This window comes from Microthrixaceae bacterium, assembly GCA_023957975.1.
In the GTDB taxonomy this organism is placed as follows: Bacteria; Actinomycetota; Acidimicrobiia; order Acidimicrobiales; family Microtrichaceae; genus JAMLGM01.
Genome location: JAMLGM010000004.1, coordinates 331,214 through 348,995, shown reverse-complemented (window position 1 = coordinate 348,995; position 17,782 = coordinate 331,214). Strand labels below are relative to the sequence as shown.

Annotated in this window: 14 protein-coding genes; 9 read left to right on the top strand and 5 right to left on the bottom strand. The window is 65.5% G+C overall.

Going from position 1 to position 17,782, the window contains the following annotated elements; genetic code table 11:
* The first annotated feature begins 8 nt into the window (after window positions 1-8).
* The 4 genes from M9952_08375 (at window position 9) to M9952_08360 (ending at window position 3,744) form a co-directional block, all read left to right on the top strand.
* Window positions 9-1,019, top strand: a complete 1,011-nt coding sequence (locus M9952_08375; GenBank protein MCO5312934.1) for an SPFH/Band 7/PHB domain protein — start codon at window positions 9-11, stop codon at window positions 1,017-1,019.
* Window positions 1,020-1,095: 76 nt separating this feature from the next.
* Window positions 1,096-2,604, top strand: coding sequence for an IMP dehydrogenase (guaB, locus tag M9952_08370; GenBank protein ID MCO5312933.1), 1,509 nt, complete (start codon window positions 1,096-1,098; stop codon window positions 2,602-2,604).
* Window positions 2,605-2,736: 132 nt separating this feature from the next.
* On the top strand, window positions 2,737-3,189 hold the full coding sequence (locus M9952_08365) for a phosphomannose isomerase type II C-terminal cupin domain (GenBank protein MCO5312932.1): 453 nt from the start codon (window positions 2,737-2,739) through the stop codon (window positions 3,187-3,189).
* Window positions 3,190-3,210: 21 nt separating this feature from the next.
* The gene (locus M9952_08360; GenBank protein MCO5312931.1) at window positions 3,211-3,744 is read left to right on the top strand and encodes a YqgE/AlgH family protein; all 534 of its coding nucleotides are present in this window, start codon (window positions 3,211-3,213) and stop codon (window positions 3,742-3,744) included.
* Window positions 3,745-3,762: 18 nt separating this feature from the next.
* Here the strand turns inward: M9952_08360 and M9952_08355 are convergent, their stop codons facing one another.
* Window positions 3,763-5,184, bottom strand: a complete 1,422-nt coding sequence (locus tag M9952_08355) for an aldehyde dehydrogenase family protein (GenBank protein ID MCO5312930.1) — start codon at window positions 5,182-5,184, stop codon at window positions 3,763-3,765.
* Window positions 5,185-5,294: 110 nt separating this feature from the next.
* On the opposite strand from M9952_08355, the gene M9952_08350 reads away from it, so the two are divergent.
* Entirely contained in the window at window positions 5,295-7,820 is a 2,526-nt protein-coding gene (locus tag M9952_08350) for an EAL domain-containing protein (GenBank protein ID MCO5312929.1), read from the top strand.
* A gap of 587 nt (window positions 7,821-8,407) precedes the next feature.
* Here the strand turns inward: M9952_08350 and M9952_08345 are convergent.
* Entirely contained in the window at window positions 8,408-8,752 is a 345-nt protein-coding gene (locus tag M9952_08345) for a hypothetical protein (protein ID MCO5312928.1), read from the bottom strand.
* A 43-nt stretch (window positions 8,753-8,795) separates the two neighbouring features.
* Window positions 8,796-9,575, bottom strand: coding sequence for a hypothetical protein (locus tag M9952_08340; protein MCO5312927.1), 780 nt, complete (start codon window positions 9,573-9,575; stop codon window positions 8,796-8,798).
* Between the two features lie 114 nt (window positions 9,576-9,689).
* Between M9952_08340 and M9952_08335 the strand changes: the two genes are divergently transcribed.
* Window positions 9,690-10,364, top strand: coding sequence for a response regulator transcription factor (locus tag M9952_08335; protein ID MCO5312926.1), 675 nt, complete (start codon window positions 9,690-9,692; stop codon window positions 10,362-10,364).
* Window positions 10,361-11,461: an ATP-binding protein gene (locus M9952_08330; GenBank protein MCO5312925.1), complete on the top strand. Its 1,101-nt coding sequence runs from the start codon at window positions 10,361-10,363 to the stop codon at window positions 11,459-11,461. The genes M9952_08335 and M9952_08330 overlap by 4 nt, the downstream gene beginning before the upstream one ends.
* Before the next feature lie 11 nt (window positions 11,462-11,472).
* Here M9952_08330 and M9952_08325 read toward each other — a convergent pair whose 3' ends face one another.
* Complete coding sequence (locus M9952_08325; GenBank protein ID MCO5312924.1) at window positions 11,473-12,579, bottom strand: acyl-CoA/acyl-ACP dehydrogenase; 1,107 nt, start codon at window positions 12,577-12,579, stop codon at window positions 11,473-11,475.
* Window positions 12,580-12,604: 25 nt separating this feature from the next.
* Entirely contained in the window at window positions 12,605-13,777 is a 1,173-nt protein-coding gene (locus tag M9952_08320) for an acyl-CoA dehydrogenase family protein (protein ID MCO5312923.1), read from the bottom strand.
* Between the two features lie 126 nt (window positions 13,778-13,903).
* On the opposite strand from M9952_08320, the gene M9952_08315 reads away from it, so the two are divergent.
* Both M9952_08315 and M9952_08310 read left to right on the top strand, forming a co-directional pair.
* A complete protein-coding gene (locus tag M9952_08315; protein ID MCO5312922.1) occupies window positions 13,904-16,219 on the top strand; it encodes a flippase-like domain-containing protein in 2,316 nt (771 codons plus the stop codon).
* A gap of 30 nt (window positions 16,220-16,249) precedes the next feature.
* Window positions 16,250-17,677, top strand: a complete 1,428-nt coding sequence (locus tag M9952_08310) for a mycothione reductase (GenBank protein ID MCO5312921.1) — start codon at window positions 16,250-16,252, stop codon at window positions 17,675-17,677.
* The last annotated feature ends 105 nt before the right edge of the window (window positions 17,678-17,782 follow it).

Genomic DNA, 17,782 nt, shown 5'->3' with positions numbered 1-17,782 from the left:
GGGCCTCGATGGTTACCGCTGTCGTCATCCTCGTACTCGCCGGACTGCTGCTGGTCTTTCTCGTCTCGACGATCAAGATCGTTCGGCCATACCAACGCGGCGTGGTCGAGCGGCTCGGTCGATACCACGGCACCGTCGAACCCGGCATGCGGATCATCTATCCGTTCATCGACAAGTTGCGCTACGTCGATATGCGTGAGCAGGTCATCGACGTTCCGCCACAGGAGGTGATCACCGCTGACAACGTGGTGGTGAGTGTGGACGCGGTGGTCTACTACGAACCCACCGACCCTCAGCGGCTCATCTACAACGTCGCCAATTTCATCCTGGCGGTGACGAAGCTGGCGCAGACGAACCTTCGAAACCTGATCGGTGACCTGCAACTCGACCAGGCGCTCACCTCGCGTGATTCGATCAACATGAGCCTGCGATCGATCCTCGACGACGCCACCGACACCTGGGGTGTGCGGGTCAAGCGCGTGGAAATCCAGCGCATCGATCCGCCGGTCGACGTGATGAGCGCGATGCACGAGCAGATGAAGGCCGAACGTACGCGTCGTGCCACCGTCACCACCGCCGAGGGTGAGCGTCAGGCCCAGATCACCCGGGCGGAGGGTGAGCGTCAGGCCGCGATTTTGCGGGCCGAGGCCGTGCGTGAACAGCAGCGGCTCGAAGCCGAGGGTCAGGCGACGGCGATCAAGGAACTCGCGGATGCCGAGCGGTACAAGCAGATCGCCGAGGCCGACGGCGAGGCCGACGCGATTCGGGCGATCTACAACGCGATCCATGAGGGGAACCCCACCAACGATCTGTTGGCGATTCGCTACCTCGACACGCTCGCGAAGATGTCGAACGGTCGGGCGACCAAGATCTTCCTGCCGGCCGATCTCAGTTCGGGGCTGAGCCTGTTGGGCAGTCTCGGCGAGATGTTTCGGGATTCGAACCTGAACCCGTCCGGTGCGTCCGACCCCGGTGGTCCACGGCAGATTCCCCCGGGTTCGGTCCCGCCTCAGCACTGACCCGGCGGCGGTGGCTCCGCCAGCACCGCGGAAATCCTGTGTGAACGGTGCCCCTCGCTGAGGGGTATCGTTACGTATGGCACCTGTTTCCGACGACGATCTCGGCGGCGACGCCGCATTCTCTGCACGATTCGGCCGGATCGGCCTGACCTTCGACGACGTGTTGTTGTTGCCGGCGCACAGTGACGTGTTGCCCCACGAGGCCGACACCTCGACGATGTTCACCCCCGATATCGAGTTGGCGCTGCCGATCGTCAGCGCCGCGATGGACACCGTCACCGAGGCGCGCATGGCGATTGCCTTGGCCCGTCTCGGTGGCATCGGGGTGTTGCACCGCAATCTTTCGCCCGAGGAACAGGCCGCCCATGTCGATCGGGTGAAGCGTTCCGAGTCGGGGATGATCACCGACCCGGTGACGCTGCAGCCACATCTACCGGTTCAGGCCGCCCTCGATCTGATGGCACGTTTTTCGATTTCGGGTGTGCCGATCACGAACGAGGACAACAAGCTCGTTGGAATCCTGACCAACAGAGACCTGCGATTCGAAACGAACTATGCGCGGCCGATCTCCGAGGTGATGACCTCGGAGAATCTGCACACCGCTCCGGTCGGCACGACCCTCGATGAAGCCCAGGAGATGTTTCGCCACATCAAGGTCGAAAAGCTGCCGGTGGTCGACGCCGACGGCACGTTGCGCGGGTTGATCACGATCAAAGACCTCCAAAAGCGCGTCGAGTTCCCGAACGCCACCAAGGACTCCGAGGGGCGCTTGCGGGTTGCGGCCGCGGTCGGTACCGGCGCGGATGTGTTCGAACGGGCCAAGGCGCTCATCGACGCCGGTGTCGACGCGCTCGTCATCGACACTGCGCACGGCCATGCGACCTCGGTTGCGGACACGGTGCGCGAGATGCGCCGCCGCTGGGATGGTCCGCTCGTGGCCGGCAACGTCGCAACGGCGGCTGCAGCCGAGGCGCTCATCGATGCGGGGGCCGACGCCATCAAGGTCGGGATCGGTCCGGGCTCGATCTGCACGACCCGGGTGGTCGCCGGCATCGGTGTGCCTCAGATCAGTGCGGTGTTCGACTGTGCCCGGGTGGCGAGCGCTCGCGGTCGTACGGTGATCGCGGATGGCGGTATTCAGTTCTCCGGCGACGTGGCCAAGGCGCTGGCGGCGGGGGCCGACACCTGCATGTTCGGGTCGCTGCTCGCCGGCACCGACGAAAGCCCCGGCGAAACGGTGTTGTACCAGGGGGAGCGCTACAAGATCTATCGGGGTATGGGCAGTCTCGGGGCGATGAAGGCGCGGTCGTTTTCGAAGGACCGGTATTTCCAGGAGCATGTCGTCGACGCGGAAAAGCTGGTGCCGGAGGGGATCGAAGGCCGTGTTGCGTATGTCGGGACGGTGTCGGGGATCGTTCATCAACTCGTCGGTGGTCTGCAGCAGGCCATGGGTTATGTGGGGGCGCCGACGATCGCCGAACTGCACAACGCCGAGTTCATCCGCATGACCTCCGCGGGGCTTCGCGAGGCGCATCCCCACGACATCACGATCACCGAACAGGCGCCCAACTACCGCAAGTTCTGATCGGCCGAGTTCGCATTGGTGCCACCTGATTCCCGTACACTTGTGCGCTAAGTGCCTGCGGTCGGCAGGATCACGTTGAATCGCTTGCGATTCGGTGCTGTGCGATGACCGGTCGCAGATGGAGGTGTAACGGTGAGTGAATCGATGCGAATCGACGAGGCAACTCCGGAAGTTGGGTTTCCGAAGCTGGTGGTCAACTCGATGAACGGCGAGGTCCGATCCAACCACTCCAACTCGCCGATGTACGAGGATCGCCCGTGGGGTTCCTACACGGTGTTGTCCGACGAGCCCGACCACAAGGTGAAGTCGATCACCGTCGCTCCCGGCCAGCGGCTGAGTTATCAACGTCATTCGCATCGTTCGGAGCACTGGTTCGTCATCACCGGCGACGCGACCGTGACGTTGGACGGTGTGGTGTTTCAGGTGGGGCCGGGTCACTATGCCGATGTGCCCCAAGGCGTTGCGCATCGCCTCGAGAACCAGGGCGATGAACCGCTCGTCATCATCGAGGTGCAGTATGGCGACTACTTCGGTGAGGACGACATCATCCGTTTGTCCGATGATTACGGGCGTACCGACGACTGAGCGCTGCTCTACACTCGATCTGTGACCGCATTTCACGCCCTTTCGCTGTTGTTGGCGCATCCGGAACTCGATGATCCGAACTTTCGCCGCAGCGTCGTGTATCTGTTGGAACACGATGAGAACGGAGCCTGTGGCGTCGTGCTCAACCGGCCGAGAATGCTCGATGTCGCCGAGCACCTTGAGCTGTCGTGTGCGGTCACACCACCGTCGGTGTTTTACGAAGGTGGGCCGGTCGAGACCAATGCGGTGCTGGCGCTCGGAAGCGATGGTTACAGCCAGCCGACGCTTCTCGACATCGAAGCGTTGAAGGCCGGGGCAGTTTCGGCGCCGCCGCAGATGCGGTTCTTTGTCGGATACGCCGGGTGGTCGCCAGGTCAGCTCGAAGCCGAGTTGGCGGGCGAGTCGTGGTTCGTGTTGCCGTTGGTTCGCGACCCGCTCGGATGCGACGACGTGTTCGGCGGCGACCCCGAGGGATTGTGGCGTCGCGTTCTGCGCCGTCAGCGCGGGCCGCTGTCATCGCTGGCGCTGTACCCCGACGACCTGATGGCGAACTGACCAGCGCATCTGAAGCGGTCAGGGTTGGATGATGATGAGCCGACGCTCGGTCATCTCCTCGATGGCGAACGCCGGGCCCTCGCGGGTGTTGCCGGAGTCGCGCACGCCCCCGTAGGGCTGCTGGTCGGTGCGAAACGACGGCATCTCGTTGATGAGCACTCCGCCGAAGTCCAGTACCTCCGCGGCGCGCATGGCCTTGGCAAGATCGGCGGTGTAGACCGCAGCCTGCAAGCCGTAGCGGGTGTCGTTGGCTCGGCGCAGGGCGTCCTCGTAGTCGGTGTAGTCGGCGAAGCCGATGACGGGGCCGAAGACCTCGTCGTGGCTGACCGCCATATCGGCGGTGACGCCGGTGAGCACCGTCGGTGCAAGCACGCCGTCGTTGAGTGTGCCGCCGGTGGCGAGCGTCGCTCCGGCGTCGACGGCCTCGCCGATCCAGCTGTGCACCCGGTCGGTTTCGCCGGGGTTGATGAGCGCGCTGACCACGGTGTCGGGGTCGGCCGGGTCGCCCACGCCGAGCTTGTCGGTGGCCGCAACGACCGCGTCGAGCAGTTCGTCGTGGATGTCGCGGTGGGCATAGACACGCTGCACCGAGATGCAGGTTTGGCCCGAGTAGCCGAAGCCGCCGGCCACGATCTTCGTGGCGGCGTTGGCGAGGTTGGCGTCGGGTTCGATGATGATCGGTGCGTTGTTGCCGAGTTCGAGGTTCACCCGCTTTCTGGCTGCGCGGGACCGGATGCCCCACCCCACATCGGGCGAGCCGGTGAAGGTGATCATCGCGACGTCGTCGTGGGTGACGAGGTGGTCGGCGGTGCGGCCGGGAACCGTCACGACGTTGAGCCAGCCTGGGGGAAGGCCGGCTTCTTCGAAGAGGCGCGCGATTCGAAGGGCGGTGAGTGGGGTGGCCGATGCGGGCTTCAACACGACCGGGGCGCCTGCGGCGACGGCCGGTGCGATCTTGTGGCACACGAGATTGAGCGGGAAGTTGAACGGGCTGATGGCAGCGACGACCCCGATCGGCACGCGTTTGACCCAGCCGATTTTGCCGGCCCCGGCCGACGATGCATCCATCGGGATGGTTTCGCCGCTGAACGTGCGGGCGGCGGCGGCGGAGAACCGAAGCGTGTCGAGCGCCCGGGTGGCCTCGATGCGTGCGGTGGTGATCGGCTTGGCGGCCTCGCAGGAGATGCTGTTCGCGAACTCGTCGAGGCGTTCGTTGAGCAGGACCGCGGCCCGGTCGAGGATCGCGGCGCGTTCGTGGGCGGGCAGCGGGCCTTGCCGGTGCAGGCTTTTGGCCACGGCGACGGCGTCGTCGATGTGGGTGATTTCGAGGCGCGGCACGGTGCCGATGAGGCGGCCGTCGAAGGGGGAGCGGACCTCCATGGTGTCGGATCCGACGATGGATTCACCGCCGATGAGTGCGGGGGTGATGACTTGAGACATGTGGACTCCTTGGAGAACGATTGCTCACATCATGTCGCGCGTCGTCGGTGCCTGTGTGAATGATTGCCCGATTCCTCAGGTCGCACCCGCAACGTGCCGATCTTGTAGGCGTGGCGACCGATTACTTCTTGTCCCGACAACTTGGGCGGCTTTCGCGCCGTACGCGCTGGGCCTCGGACCCACGAGCGCGCTGGCTGATCGCGTCGTTGTTCATCGTGAGCGTCATCGCTGGGTCGATCGGCACGGTGTCGTTGTATCGGGCGGGGGTGAGCGACACCGATTCGGGCTGGCTCGCCGTGTCGAAAGCCCGGCTCGATCTGGTGCGGGCGATGGATCTGCTCCAGCGAGATGCCGTCTCGCCCGAGGCCTCGGTGGAGGCGGCGAGTGCGTTCGCACAGCGGCGCTCAGCGATCGAGGACCAGCTTGAGGCGATCCCGACGAAGGACACCCGGCTGAAACGGGCGATCTCGGTGACCGAGGCGATCGGCGCGGCGATTCCGACGACGGATCCCACCCCCAACTCGCTGAACATCGCGACCGCACTGGCGGCGGCGCAGATCGCGACCGCCAGCCGCCAGTCGTCGCTGGTGGGAGACGAGGCGTTTCCCGATGCGCTCATCGTGGAGCTTTCGCGACTGTTGGTCGTTGCGGGTTCGCTTCGGACGCTGCCGGCAGGCACCGAGGTCTCGCCCGAGGTGCCCGCCACGGTGGCGACGCCGCTGGCGATGGTCGCCGATGACAGCCTGTTCGCCTGGGACTTCGATTCGGTGCCGGCTCCTGACGCGTTCGCCGCCGAGTACGAGGCCTGGCGCACCTCGGGTGAAGTGAAGTTGTTGAACGATGGTCTGGATCAGATGCTGTCCGGAACTGCGGGGGCCGGTGGTTCGGCAATTGCCACGGGTCCGTTGCTCGACGCCATCGACCGTTCGGGCTCCTCGTTGACGATTCTGGCCCAAAGCGCGGGCGCGTCGTTGTCCGGCGATCTCAACAGCCGTGCCGAGGCGCAACGAGGAACCGCGCTGCGGTACCTCTACAGCGGGATCGCCCTGGCCTTTTCTGCGACGGTGGTGATCTCGCTTCGTCAGAACCGGAACCGTCAGGCCGATGAGGACCTGCGCACCTCGGCGTCGACCGACGTGCTGACCGGTTTGGCGAACCGGGCGATGCTTGAGTCGTGGGTGCAGGACCACGCCGAGGAGTGCGACGAGATCGTCTTGATGCACATCGACCTCGATCACTTCAAGCCGGTGAACGACACCTATGGCCACGCCGTCGGTGACCGGGTGTTGCAGATTGCAGCGAGCCGGCTCTCCGAGGTCGCCACCAACTACGGCGGGCTCGCTTCACGCATCGGTGGCGACGAGTTCGTGGTGGTGTTGCCGCCCCAGGACGTCGACGACCTTGAGCGGATTTCGGGACGCCTGGTCGATTCGCTCATCCATTATGAGGTCGGCGGTCTCGATCTGACCGTCGGTGCGAGTATCGGTGTGGCGCGAGGCAATGGCTCGTTTCACGACCTGTTGATCGACGCCGACCTGGCGCTCTATCAGGCGAAGCGAACCGGACGTGGGCAGGCCAGCACCTTCAAGTCCGACGCCGCGGACTTCGTGGACTTCATCCGTGCAGAACTCGATCACGGCCGTGTCCGGGCCGTGTATCAGCCGCAGGTGTCGCTGCGTGACGGTCGCTGCATCGGCGTCGAGGTCTTTGCCCGGATGGTGGACGAGCAGGGCACGCTGCTGCAGGCCGATGGTTGGCTGAGCATCGTCGAGTGGATCGGCCGCACCGACGAGCTGTTCGAACATGTGATCACGGCGGTCGCTGCGGATGTGGATCGGGTCAAGGACCTGGCGTGTCGCCTGTGGTTCAACGTGTCGCCGGCGGATCTGATGCGTCCGCGGGGTGCGGAGTGGCTGTTGGGGCAACTCGCCCGCCTTGGGCTCGACCCGGAACAGGTGGGTATCGAGTTGACCAACGTCGAGGACTTCAACGACCCGCGGCGTCTGAGCAGCGTGCTTTCGGAAATCCGAGCCGCAGGATACGGCATTGCGCTCGATGAGTTCGGTGCGAAGGATGCGCCACTTGGGCACCTTCGGGACCTGCCGGTGAGCCGGGTCAAATTGAATTCGGGTCTGGTGGCGCAGGTGAACGAGTCGATGCCCCCGAGTGCGTGGATGGTGAAGTCGTTGTCCGACCTGGCGCGGCAGTTGCGCATCGAAGTTGTCGCCCAGGGGGTTGCGTCGGGCAAGCAGCTGGAGTTCCTGGCGAAACTGGGGATTCCGACCGCGCAGGGGTACCTGTTGGGGTTGCCCGGTCCGATGGATCGGGTGCCGCTTGGTGTGAACCTGCGACAGCTTGTGGGAACCGCGGTGAGCGAGGTGGAACGACGCGCCCAGGGCAGCCTGATTTCCGCCCCGGGTTCGGAGCCGGGAGCCCCGACCCATGGCCACGACCGTCGCACGGTGGTACGAACCGAGGGCGACCGGCGTCAGGTGCCGGGCTCCGGTTCGCCGGCTGCTGCGGGTGCGGGCGCGAGTGCGGCACACTCAAGCGAGGCCGAGACACCGCTCGCCGGTCGTCCGGCGCTCGCCCACCTGGTGGGTATGCCACGTCGTTCGGAGTCGACTGCCGACTGATTGAGCGGCGACTGCGACCTGCAGTCGCCGCTGACGATCGCTCGGCGGATGGTCGGGACGAGCACCTGACGTTTGGCGGGTTCGACGGCCGGCTCAAACACCGTGCTCAGGTTCGTCAGATGTCTAACGCCCTTCTTGGAGCAGCCCCGGTGTTTGCAGTACTCATGAGTGGGGAGAGCTCCTTATCGTTGTCGGCGTCGAAGCGCGTACACGTTGTGACGATCGGGCAGCCGTTCTCTGCGAAGGTGTGACCGTCGCAGACTCCTACGCAATCGTTGAGACTCGGCTGGAGGCCACATCGGTGGGGGAGGACCGTGACTTGGTGTTCGTGTGGCTCAGGACGCGAGCTCCGACAGCGTTCAAGTTTGGTGATGCGATTCAGGAGTTGGCGGGGTGCCGCGAGGCACCGTTCGGTCAGCGCTGGACGAAGCGCGTCATCGCGGGGCGGTTGAGCTCCGCGGAACCGGCAGGGGAGCTCATTGGGTCATCGTGAATCGCTCCGCCGTGGAATCCGCCACCCAAACGACGACTTGACATAATGGGTATTTACGGCGGTGGTGCCGCGAAGCAGAAGAGCGTGCAGCCCGTCAGTTGGTGGCGATCACGGCGTCGATTCCGTCGAGGAGGCGGCTCAGTACGCGTGTCGCTGCGAGTCGGTCATCGAGATCCCGCCGGGCGTCGGCCGCCAACAGGCGGATTTCGAACAATCGGTCGTTGGCGTCGTCGAGTTCATTTCTCGCGATGACCAGGTCATCATCGCCGATTCCGAGTTCTGCGGAGCGACGCCGGGCCTCGTACGCACGCTGGCGGCAGCTTCGACGGCAATAGATCGCTCGCCGGCCAATGGCTTGAGGTGAACGTGTCGGCAACGCTCGCGAACACCAGGCGCACCGAGTGGGTTTGTCGTCGCCCCGCTTCTCGGTGGGGCTCACGCTCCCGCTTTGTTTCGTCACAGTGACGAAACGTACCACGCGCCTACTGGGTCGGGAGGTAATGCTGGACGATTCTCGAGGCCTGACCGTTGGCGACCACCACCTGGACGGTCACCCCGCGAGCGTCGGGGACGGTCGTCGACAGCCCGACGAAATTCTCCAGACGAACGAGAGAGGCTGAGACCAATTCGGCAGAACTCGGGCCGGCGAGCAACTCGACGACAAGCCCGGGCGCAGCGCGAAGCGTCCGTACCGCCAATGACTTGTTGACCACGTACAGCCCGCCGGGCGGTGTCGGGTCGTCAGCGGAAACGGCGCCATCAGCGAGCGCCTGCTCGATGGCAGCGACGCCGCTCAGCAGTTGGGCCGCATCGAAGTCGATTGTCGATCGCCTCAGGTCGACAGCGGTGACGTAACCAAAATAGGTACCGTCGGCGAGTGCGCCCAGCGCGCCGAGTTCGCCCAGCGCATCGGGCCCAGCCGGCGGGGTGCCGCCAAACTCCCTGACATCGCCAGCGGTAGCGCTGTCGGGGGCGGACTCGTCGACAGCGCTGCGCGGGTCAAGGGTCGTCGTCGAAGCCACCTCGTCCGAAGCCATCCCGTCCGATCCCACAGCGTCCGAGGTCACCTCGACCGTCGTCGAGGTCACGTCGACTGTTGTCGACACCTCAGCCGTGGTCGACACTGCACCCGCAGCACCCGCAGCACTCTTCGCGTCGGCGCCGCTCCCCTCTCCCCCACATCCGGCCAACGCAGTGCCGAGGATGGCGCCGCACAGCACGAACGCCCCGAGGGTTTTCCTGCTGCGCACGCCGTATCGCATCCGATCACCGTATCGCCACAACGCCGATATCTGGCCTCGCCGAGCCTGTGAAGAAGCTGTGGCGATGCGCCGGGGACACCCCGGGAGGTGCCCGGGATCGTTACCGTTGGCGTCATGGCGCAACGAATAGTGGTGGTCGACGACGAACAGGCAATTGCAGAGGCGGTGGCACTGCGGCTCCGCAACGAGGGCTATGAGGTCGCAACCGCAAGCGACGGACTCGCGGCACTCGATCTGGTGGCCGAGTTCGACCCGCATCTCGTGGTCCTCGATCTCATGTTGCCCGGCCTCGACGGCATCGAGGTCTGTCGACGCGTCCAAGAAGGTCGCAGGCTTCCGGTGGTCATGCTGACGGCGAAAGACGACGAGACAGATATGTTGCTCGGCCTCGACGTCGGCGCCGACGACTACATCACCAAGCCCTTCAGTCCCCGTGAACTTGTCGCCCGCGTCCGAGCGGTGCTGCGTCGTGTCGACACCCCGCCCGCCACCTCCGACGAGACCATCGAGCTCGGCGCCATCACTATCGAGATCGCCACTCGCCTCGTTCGCAGAGGCGACGACATCGTCCACCTCACCCCGCTCGAGTTCGATCTCGTTGTCTGCCTCGCGCACCAAGGCGGCGCAGTGCTGAGCCGCGAGGATCTCCTCGCCAAGGTCTGGGGCTACGACGGCGACTACGGCGCCCGCACCGTCGATTCCCACGTTCGATCGGTGCGCCGAAAGCTCGGCGACGACATCATCCGAACGGTGCATGCGGTCGGCTACGCCATCGGCGACGTGACGTGAACGCATCGATCGTTCCGGGTTCCGGCGACTCGGAGCCGGCGAGTTGGTTCGCCCGCTGGCGTCCCCTCGACCGAATCGGGTCGATCCGCACGAAACTGTCGATCCTCGTCGCCGGAGCGGTCATCATCGCCGTTGGACTTGGCACCTTCGGATGGCGGCTCGGGTTTCCGTTCTGGGCCCGTATCGCCGTGTCGGTCCTGGTCGGCCTGGCAACGATGCGCCTGGTTTCCGGCGGCATTACGACGCCTTTGCGTGAAATGGCGGTCGCCGCACGCCAGATGGCCGACGGTGACTACTCGAGGCGCGTCAGTGCAAGCTCGCGCGACGAGGTCGGCCGGCTCGCGGCGGCCTTCAACGAGATGTCTGCTGAGCTCGCCGAGGTCGATCGTCAACGTCGCGACCTGGTCGCCAACGCCTCCCACGAGCTTCGGACCCCGATCGCGGCCTTGCAGGCGATGATCGAGAATCTCGCCGACGGAGTCAGCGAGCCCGACCCGAAGTTCGTCGACACCATGTACCAGCAGGTGCAACGACTCTCCTCCCTGGTCGAACAGTTGATGAACCTTTCCCGCCTCGATTCGGGCGAGATGGTGCTGCACCTCGAGTCGGCCCTGGTCGCCGACCTCATCGAGTCGGCGGTGAACGAGTTCCGGTGGCACCACGCGGACGATGAGGACCTCGAGGTCGAGGTATCGGTCAGTCCTGACGACATCCACTTCGAGGTCGATCCGCTGCTGATCTCACGGGTTGTGACCAACCTGTTGGAGAACGCGTTTCGCCACGGCGCAGCTCCGTACGCGGTCGCTGCGAGGCAATACCCGGCGGCCCATGGGCGGCCCGCCAATGTTGAGATCGTCGTGGCCGATCACGGCCCGGGCATCCCGCCCGACGAGGCCAGCCGAGTGTTCGAACGCTTTCAGCGGCTCGACCGCTCACGTCGCTCGGGCGGCTCCGGGCTCGGCCTGGCCATCGTGTCGGGCATCGTCGAACGCCATCACGGCACCGTCGGTGTCGACGACAACGAGCCCGGCGGTGCTCGAATGGTCGTGACGCTTCCTCAGCGTCAACCCAACTTCGAGCACCGCCAGGCCCAGTAACGACGCCGTAGCTACGCGCTCGCCGCGATCTCGCGGCCCAATCGGCGAAGCGCCGCGCTTGCCCCGCCGAGATGCAACTCGTACTGCTTTTCGAAAATGAAATAGCGGTGCAAGGGGTAGTCGCGGTCGCCGCCCACGCCGCCGTGGAGGTGCGCGGCGGCGAGCGACACGCGTTGGCCGGACTGGGCCGCCCAATACTGTGCGGCCGACACCTCGATGGTGGCGTCGCGGTCGGCCGCCAGCAGCCACAAGGCCTGCATGGTGGTGAGCCGGATCGACTCGACATCGATGTAGGAGTCGGCAGCGCGGTGGCCGACGGCCTGGAACGTGGCGATGGGAACGTCGAACTGCTTGCGTTCCTTGGTGTAGTCCGCCGTGATCCGCAGCGCGGATTCGGCCGTGCCGAGCGCGGCCGCGCACTGGGTGGCAACCGCACGGTCATAGGCCCACGCGATCGCCTCGTCGCCGGTGGCCAGCAACGTGGCCGCGGTGTTGGCGAAATGCAGGTTGGCATCGGGGGTTGCCGCGGTGGTTCGCACCTCGACGCGCTCTGCGTCGCCGAGATCCGACAGATCGACGAGGAACAACGCCGGTCCGGACTCGGTGCGTGCCGGCACGATGACCGCATTCGCGATCAGCCCGGCCGGCACCAGCACCTTGGTGCCGCGCAGGGACCAGGCGGGGCCATCGGCAGTCGCCGTGACGAGTTGCGGGTCGAGCGGCTCGCCGAGTTCCTCATGCCACGCCGCGGTGACGATCGCCTCCCCCGAGGCGGCCTTCGCGAGCCACCCGGCCGCGACCTCGTTGTCGACATATCGCGAGAGCACCGGGATGCCGAGACCGAGGGTTTCCCACACCGGCGCAGCCGCGGCGTGCAACGCCGATGCTCGGATGACGAGCGCCGCCTCGACGAGGCCGAGCCCCGCTCCCCCGGCGGATTCGGGGGCGGCAATACCTAACAGTCCCGCCTCGGCAAGCGCCGACCACAGTCCGGCGTCGAAGCGGGGTCCGCTACCGAGTTCGATCTCACGCAACGCTGCGGGGTCGGAGTGATCGCCGATGATCTGATCGGCGAGTTCCGCGATGGCCTGTTGTTCTTCGGTGAAGTTGAAGTTCATGGTCGTCCTTTGAGAATCCCAGCGGTCAGCCGCGAAGTGCGCGCGGTAGACCGAGCCCGAACATGGCGATGAGATCTCGCTGGATCTCGTTGGTGCCGCCGCCATAGGTGAGGATCACCAGCGAGCGATACATCATCTCGAGGCGGCCTTTGATCGCCTCGGCCGGCGAGTGGCGGTGCAGATACGAGCGTGGGCCGAGCACCTCCATCAACAGTTGGAACGCCTCGAGATAGAACTCGGTGCCGAAGATCTTGATGGTCGACGCATCGGCGATGTCGAGGTGTGCTGAAGAAGCGACCTTCCAGTTGATGAGCCGCAGGAACTCGAGGCCGGAACGGACCTTCGCGAGGTTGACCTGAACCCACTCGGAATCGATCAGCCGCTCGCCGTTGGGCAAGATGCTGGTCGCCGCGAAGTCGATGGTCTCCTCGAGGCTCTGTTCCAACAGCCCCGAACTGCACAGGGTGACCCGCTCGTGGTTGAGCTGGTTGGTGATGAGGCTCCAACCGTTGTTGAGCCCGCCGACGAGGTTCTCTTTGGGAACCCGGACGTTGTCGTAATACACCGCGTTGATGTCGTGGCTCGACAACAGGTTGAGCGGTTCGATGGTGATGCCCGGGGTGTTCTTGAGATCGACGATGATCATCGAGATGCCCTTGTGCTTAGGGGCATCGGGGGCCGTGCGCACCGCCAACCAGCAGTAATCGGCGTCAGAGGCCAGCGAGGTCCACATCTTCTGGCCGTTGATGACCCACTCGTCACCGTCGAGTTCGGCGCGGGTCCGGAGGCTGGCAAGGTCGGTGCCCGCCTCGGGTTCGGAGTAGCCGATGGAAAAGTGCAGGTCGCCGGCGAGGATCTTGGGCAGAAAGAAGTCCTTTTGTTCCTGGGTGCCGTAGTTCATGATGGTCGGCCCGACGGTGTTGATCGTGAGCATCGGAACCGGCGCTCCCGAGCGCATCGACTCGTCGTAGAAGATGAACTGCTCCATCTGCGACTTGCCCTGACCGCCGTATTCGACCGGCCAGCCGATGCCGAGCCAGCCGTCCTCGGCCATCTGCTTGACCATCTGTCGGGTGACAGGGCCACAGCCGTGTTCGACCATGAGCGCATCTCTGATCTCGTCGGTCAGCAGTTGTTCGTAGTAGGCGGCGAGTTCGTCTCGCAGAGCCGCCTGTTCGTCGGTCAAGGCGATGTGCATGGGGCGAACTGTAACGCGTTCTTGTTTGCGGGTCAGAGGTGCCTCCACGATGGCCCTCGCTGCGCCGATTAGGTTGAACAAGCCATGGCAGGCCTCACGAGCTCCCGACGACGAGATCGTCGAGTGGTGTACTCACCGGTCGATCTTCTGAGGCTTGTGGCCTCGTTGATCGCCCTCGCGCTTGTCGTGTTGTTCGTGAACTTCGGTTCCTCAGCGTTGTCCGGAGCTGAATCCGACCTGATCCATCAGGCCGAACGGCTCCCGGACGGGTTCGTGCGGCTGATCGTGCGCGTCGTCCAGGTGATCGCCCTGTTTGCCCCGCTCGTCGGTGGTTGCGTGATTCTGGCGCGGCGACAGTTCCGCCGCTTCGCGGGCACGCTCGGCGCTGCGACCGCCGGCACCATCATCGGCCGGTGGATCATGACCGATCTGTTGGACCTGTCGGTGGCCCGGTTCGAGATCACCGGCGCGCTGGCGGAGGCGAGCTTTCCGACCGCGGCCTTTCTTGCCGGGTTCTCCTCCATCGTCGCCGCCGACTCCCCGTGGATGTCGCATCGATGGCGCCGGGCGGCGCGCGTGTGGTTGTTCGTGTTGCTGGCGCTGCGGGTGCTGTCGGGCCAAACCGGGCTTCGCGAACTCATCGTCGCGGTGGCGGTCGGTTGGGTGGTCGGCTCGGCGGTGGGCGCGATCGTCGGAGCTCCCGACCGACGACCCTCGGAACTGAGCATCGCGTCCTCGCTCGCACGCCTCGGCGTGTCGGTGGCCTGGGTGAAACACGTCAAGTCGGTGTCGGGGCGCCACGAGTACCAGGTGATGACCAACGGCGCGATCTCGCTTCGGGTGCTCGTCGCGGCACGCGACGGTTGGCAGACCATGCTGCCGGGCCGCCTCTATCGGGCCGTGCGCTTTCGAGATCCCGCAGACGGTCGCCCGTTCGCCGGCCTGCGCGAACTCGCCGAACATGAGGCCCTGGTGTCGTTGAAGGCAGAAGCCGGTGGGGTTCCCACGCCGACGCTGGAGGCGATCGGCGAGGTCGACGAGGGAGGGGGCTACCTCCTGGCGTTTCGAGATTCCGATACCACACCGTTTTCCGAGGTGGCCGAACCCGGAGACGATGCCCTCACCGGCCTCTGGAATCTTCTCGTGCGTCTCCGCTGGGCGCGCATCGCCCACCGGGGCCTCGACCAGAACGCGGTCGTCGTCGGCCCTGATGGCGAAATGCAGGTCATCAACTTCGGTGTGGCCGACCTCACCGGAGACGAACGCGTGCTCAGCGGCGACATTGCGGAGCTGTTGGCCTGGACCTCGTTGCAGTTCTCCCCCGAGCGAACAGTCGATGCTGCCATCGCCGCCCTCGGGCCCGGAGTCGTGGCGCGTTCGCTGTCGCGGCTGCAGCCGTTGGCCCTCACCCGGTCCACCCGCGCCACGATCGATTCGGGAACCCTGGAGTCGATCGCCGAACTCATCCGGGAACGAACCGGCACCGATCAACAGGCGCTCGCCCCGCTCGAACGGATCAAGCCCCGCCACGTCCTCATGTTCGTCATGGGCGTGCTGGCGATCAACGCCTTGGCCCCGCAACTCGCCGGATTTCCCGAGGTGTGGAAGGAGCTGCAGAACGCCGACCTCATCTGGGTGCTCGCCGTCGCGCTGGCCAGCGCAACGTCATATATTTTCGCCGCGTTCGGCCTGAGCGGTTCGCTCGCCGAGCCGCTGCCGGCGGGTCCGAACGTGGCGTTGCAGGTGGCCGGATCGTTCGTCGGAATCGCGGCACCCGCTCAACTCGGAGGCGTTGCGTTGCAGGGTCGGTTCCTGCAGCGTCGAGGGATCGACCCGGCGGTGGTGGTCGCCGCCATCGGCCTCAATCAGATCGCCGCCTTCGCAACGCACGTGATCATCCTGATCGGGTTCGTGTGGTGGGCGGGCAGCGACGAACTCAGCCAGATCAGCTTGCCGTCGTGGGCGACGATCGGTATCGGTGCCGGTGCGGTCGCCGTGCTTGCGGCCGTTTTCCTCGCTTTGCCGTTCGGGCGGCGCGTGGTGCGCGAGACCCTCGTGCCAGCCCTGCGGCGTTCCGCCCAAGGCATCGTCGAGGTAGCGAAACGTCCGGTGCGCCTGGTCGGGCTGTTGGGCGGAACCGCCGGCGTGACGCTGAGCTACACCGCAGCGCTAGTCGCCGCGGTCAAGTGCTTCTACGGCGACGTGCCCTTCGCCCCCGTGGCGATCGTCTACCTGCTCGGCAGTTTCGTTCAGGCGGTCGCCCCGACTCCGGGTGGTCTGGGGGCCGCCGAAGTCGCCTACATCGGTGGGCTGACCGCCATCGGCGTGCCGTCGGAACAAGCGGTCGCGGCCGTGTTGGTCTACCGGTTCTTCACGTTCTTCGCTCCGGTCCTGCCCGGCTGGTTCGCCATGTTGTGGCTGCAACGCACCGAGGCGATCTGAGCCCTGCGGGGTGGTCGTAACATTGCCTGGGTGACAAACCACTTCGATCTCTGCATCATCGGGTCCGGGTCGGGTAACACCATCGTCGACGACCGATTCGACGGCTGGAAGGTGGCGATCGTCGAGCGGGGTGTGTACGGAGGTACCTGTCTCAATGTCGGCTGTATCCCGACCAAGATGCTGGTCTACCCCGCCGACCTGGTCGAGGACGCCCGAGACGCCGCTCGGTTCGGCGTCGACCTGGATGTCGGAGGCGTCCGCTGGAGCGACATCCGGGATCGGGTCTTTGGCCGCATCGACCCGATTTCCGCCTCGGGGCTCGAGTACCGCAAGGACCTGCCGAACGTCACGGTGTTCGAGGCGAACGCGGCGTTCGTCGGCCACAAGCGTCTTCGTGTCGGCGCCGAGGAGATCACCGCAGACCGCTTCGTGATCGCCGCCGGGGCCCGCAGCGTCGTGCCCGAGATTTCCGGCCTCGCCGAGGTTCCGTTCGATACCTCCGACATGATCATGCGCATCGATGAGGTGCCCGAACACCTCGTGGTCATCGGCGGCGGGTTCATCGCCCTCGAACTGGCCCATGTGTTCGAGGCGTACGGAGCGACGGTGACCGTGTTGGCCCGCGGCGACCGGGTGGCGCGAACCGAGGACCTCGAGATCTCCGAGCGGATCACCCGCCACTTCGCCGAACGCCTGGATCTGCGGCTCAACACCCGCATCCACCGTGTCGAGTTCGACCCCTCCTCCCCTGCCTCCGATGCGAAGGCCGGTGATGCCTCGAGTGCGGTCGGCAGGTATCGCGTCACGGTCGAGGGCAACGAGGGAACCGAGGTCATCGAAGCCGATCGGCTGCTCGTCGCGGTCGGGCGGATTCCAAACGGCGACCAACTCGAGGTGCAGCGCACCGGCGTGCGCCTCGACGACGCCGGATATGTGATCACCGATGCCACGATGGCCACCGACGCGGACGGTATCTGGGCCCTGGGCGATGTCTGCAACCCGATGCAACTCAAACACGTCGCCAACCACGAGGCCCGAGTGGTTCAACACAATCTGTTGCATCCCGAGGCGGTGGAACGCGTCGCCGAGGCGGTGGTTCCGTACGGGATCTTCGCCAGCCCACAGATCGCTTCGGTCGGAGCGAAAGAACATGAGCTCATCGACGCCGGGCGCCCGTATGTCGCCGCGCTCAAGGAGTACGCAGACACGGCGTACGGGTGGGCGATTCAAGACACACAGAGCTGCGTCAAGGTTCTCGCGGATCCCGCAACCGGACGCATTCTGGGTGCACACATCATCGGACCCGACGCCGCCGTGATGATCCAGATCCTCGTGATGGCGATGTCGTTCGACCTCCCCGTCGAACAGGTGGCGCGCAACATGATGTATCCACACCCTGCGTTGAGCGAGGTGGTGGAGAACGCGCTTCTTGATCTCTGCGCAGCGATGGGTCGGTGAGGGCGAAGCGCCGAACGCCTCGACGCTGACCCGCATCCGCGAACAATGTGTGTCCTCGACGGCCCGAGCCGCCTACGATCGCCCCTCGCGGTTCATACGATCGCG

Excerpts from the sequence above, each read along its gene's own strand:
- M9952_08375 (MCO5312934.1), top strand. The coding sequence starts at position 9 with ATGGTTACCGCTGTCGTCATCCTCGTACTCGCCGGACTGCTGCTGGTC.
- guaB (MCO5312933.1), top strand. The coding sequence starts at position 1,096 with ATGGCACCTGTTTCCGACGACGATCTCGGCGGCGACGCCGCATTCTCT.
- M9952_08355 (MCO5312930.1), bottom strand. The coding sequence starts at position 5,184 with ATGTCTCAAGTCATCACCCCCGCACTCATCGGCGGTGAATCCATCGTC.
- M9952_08340 (MCO5312927.1), bottom strand. The coding sequence starts at position 9,575 with ATGCGATACGGCGTGCGCAGCAGGAAAACCCTCGGGGCGTTCGTGCTG.
- M9952_08335 (MCO5312926.1), top strand. The coding sequence starts at position 9,690 with ATGGCGCAACGAATAGTGGTGGTCGACGACGAACAGGCAATTGCAGAG.
- M9952_08325 (MCO5312924.1), bottom strand. The coding sequence starts at position 12,579 with ATGAACTTCAACTTCACCGAAGAACAACAGGCCATCGCGGAACTCGCC.
- M9952_08320 (MCO5312923.1), bottom strand. The coding sequence starts at position 13,777 with ATGCACATCGCCTTGACCGACGAACAGGCGGCTCTGCGAGACGAACTC.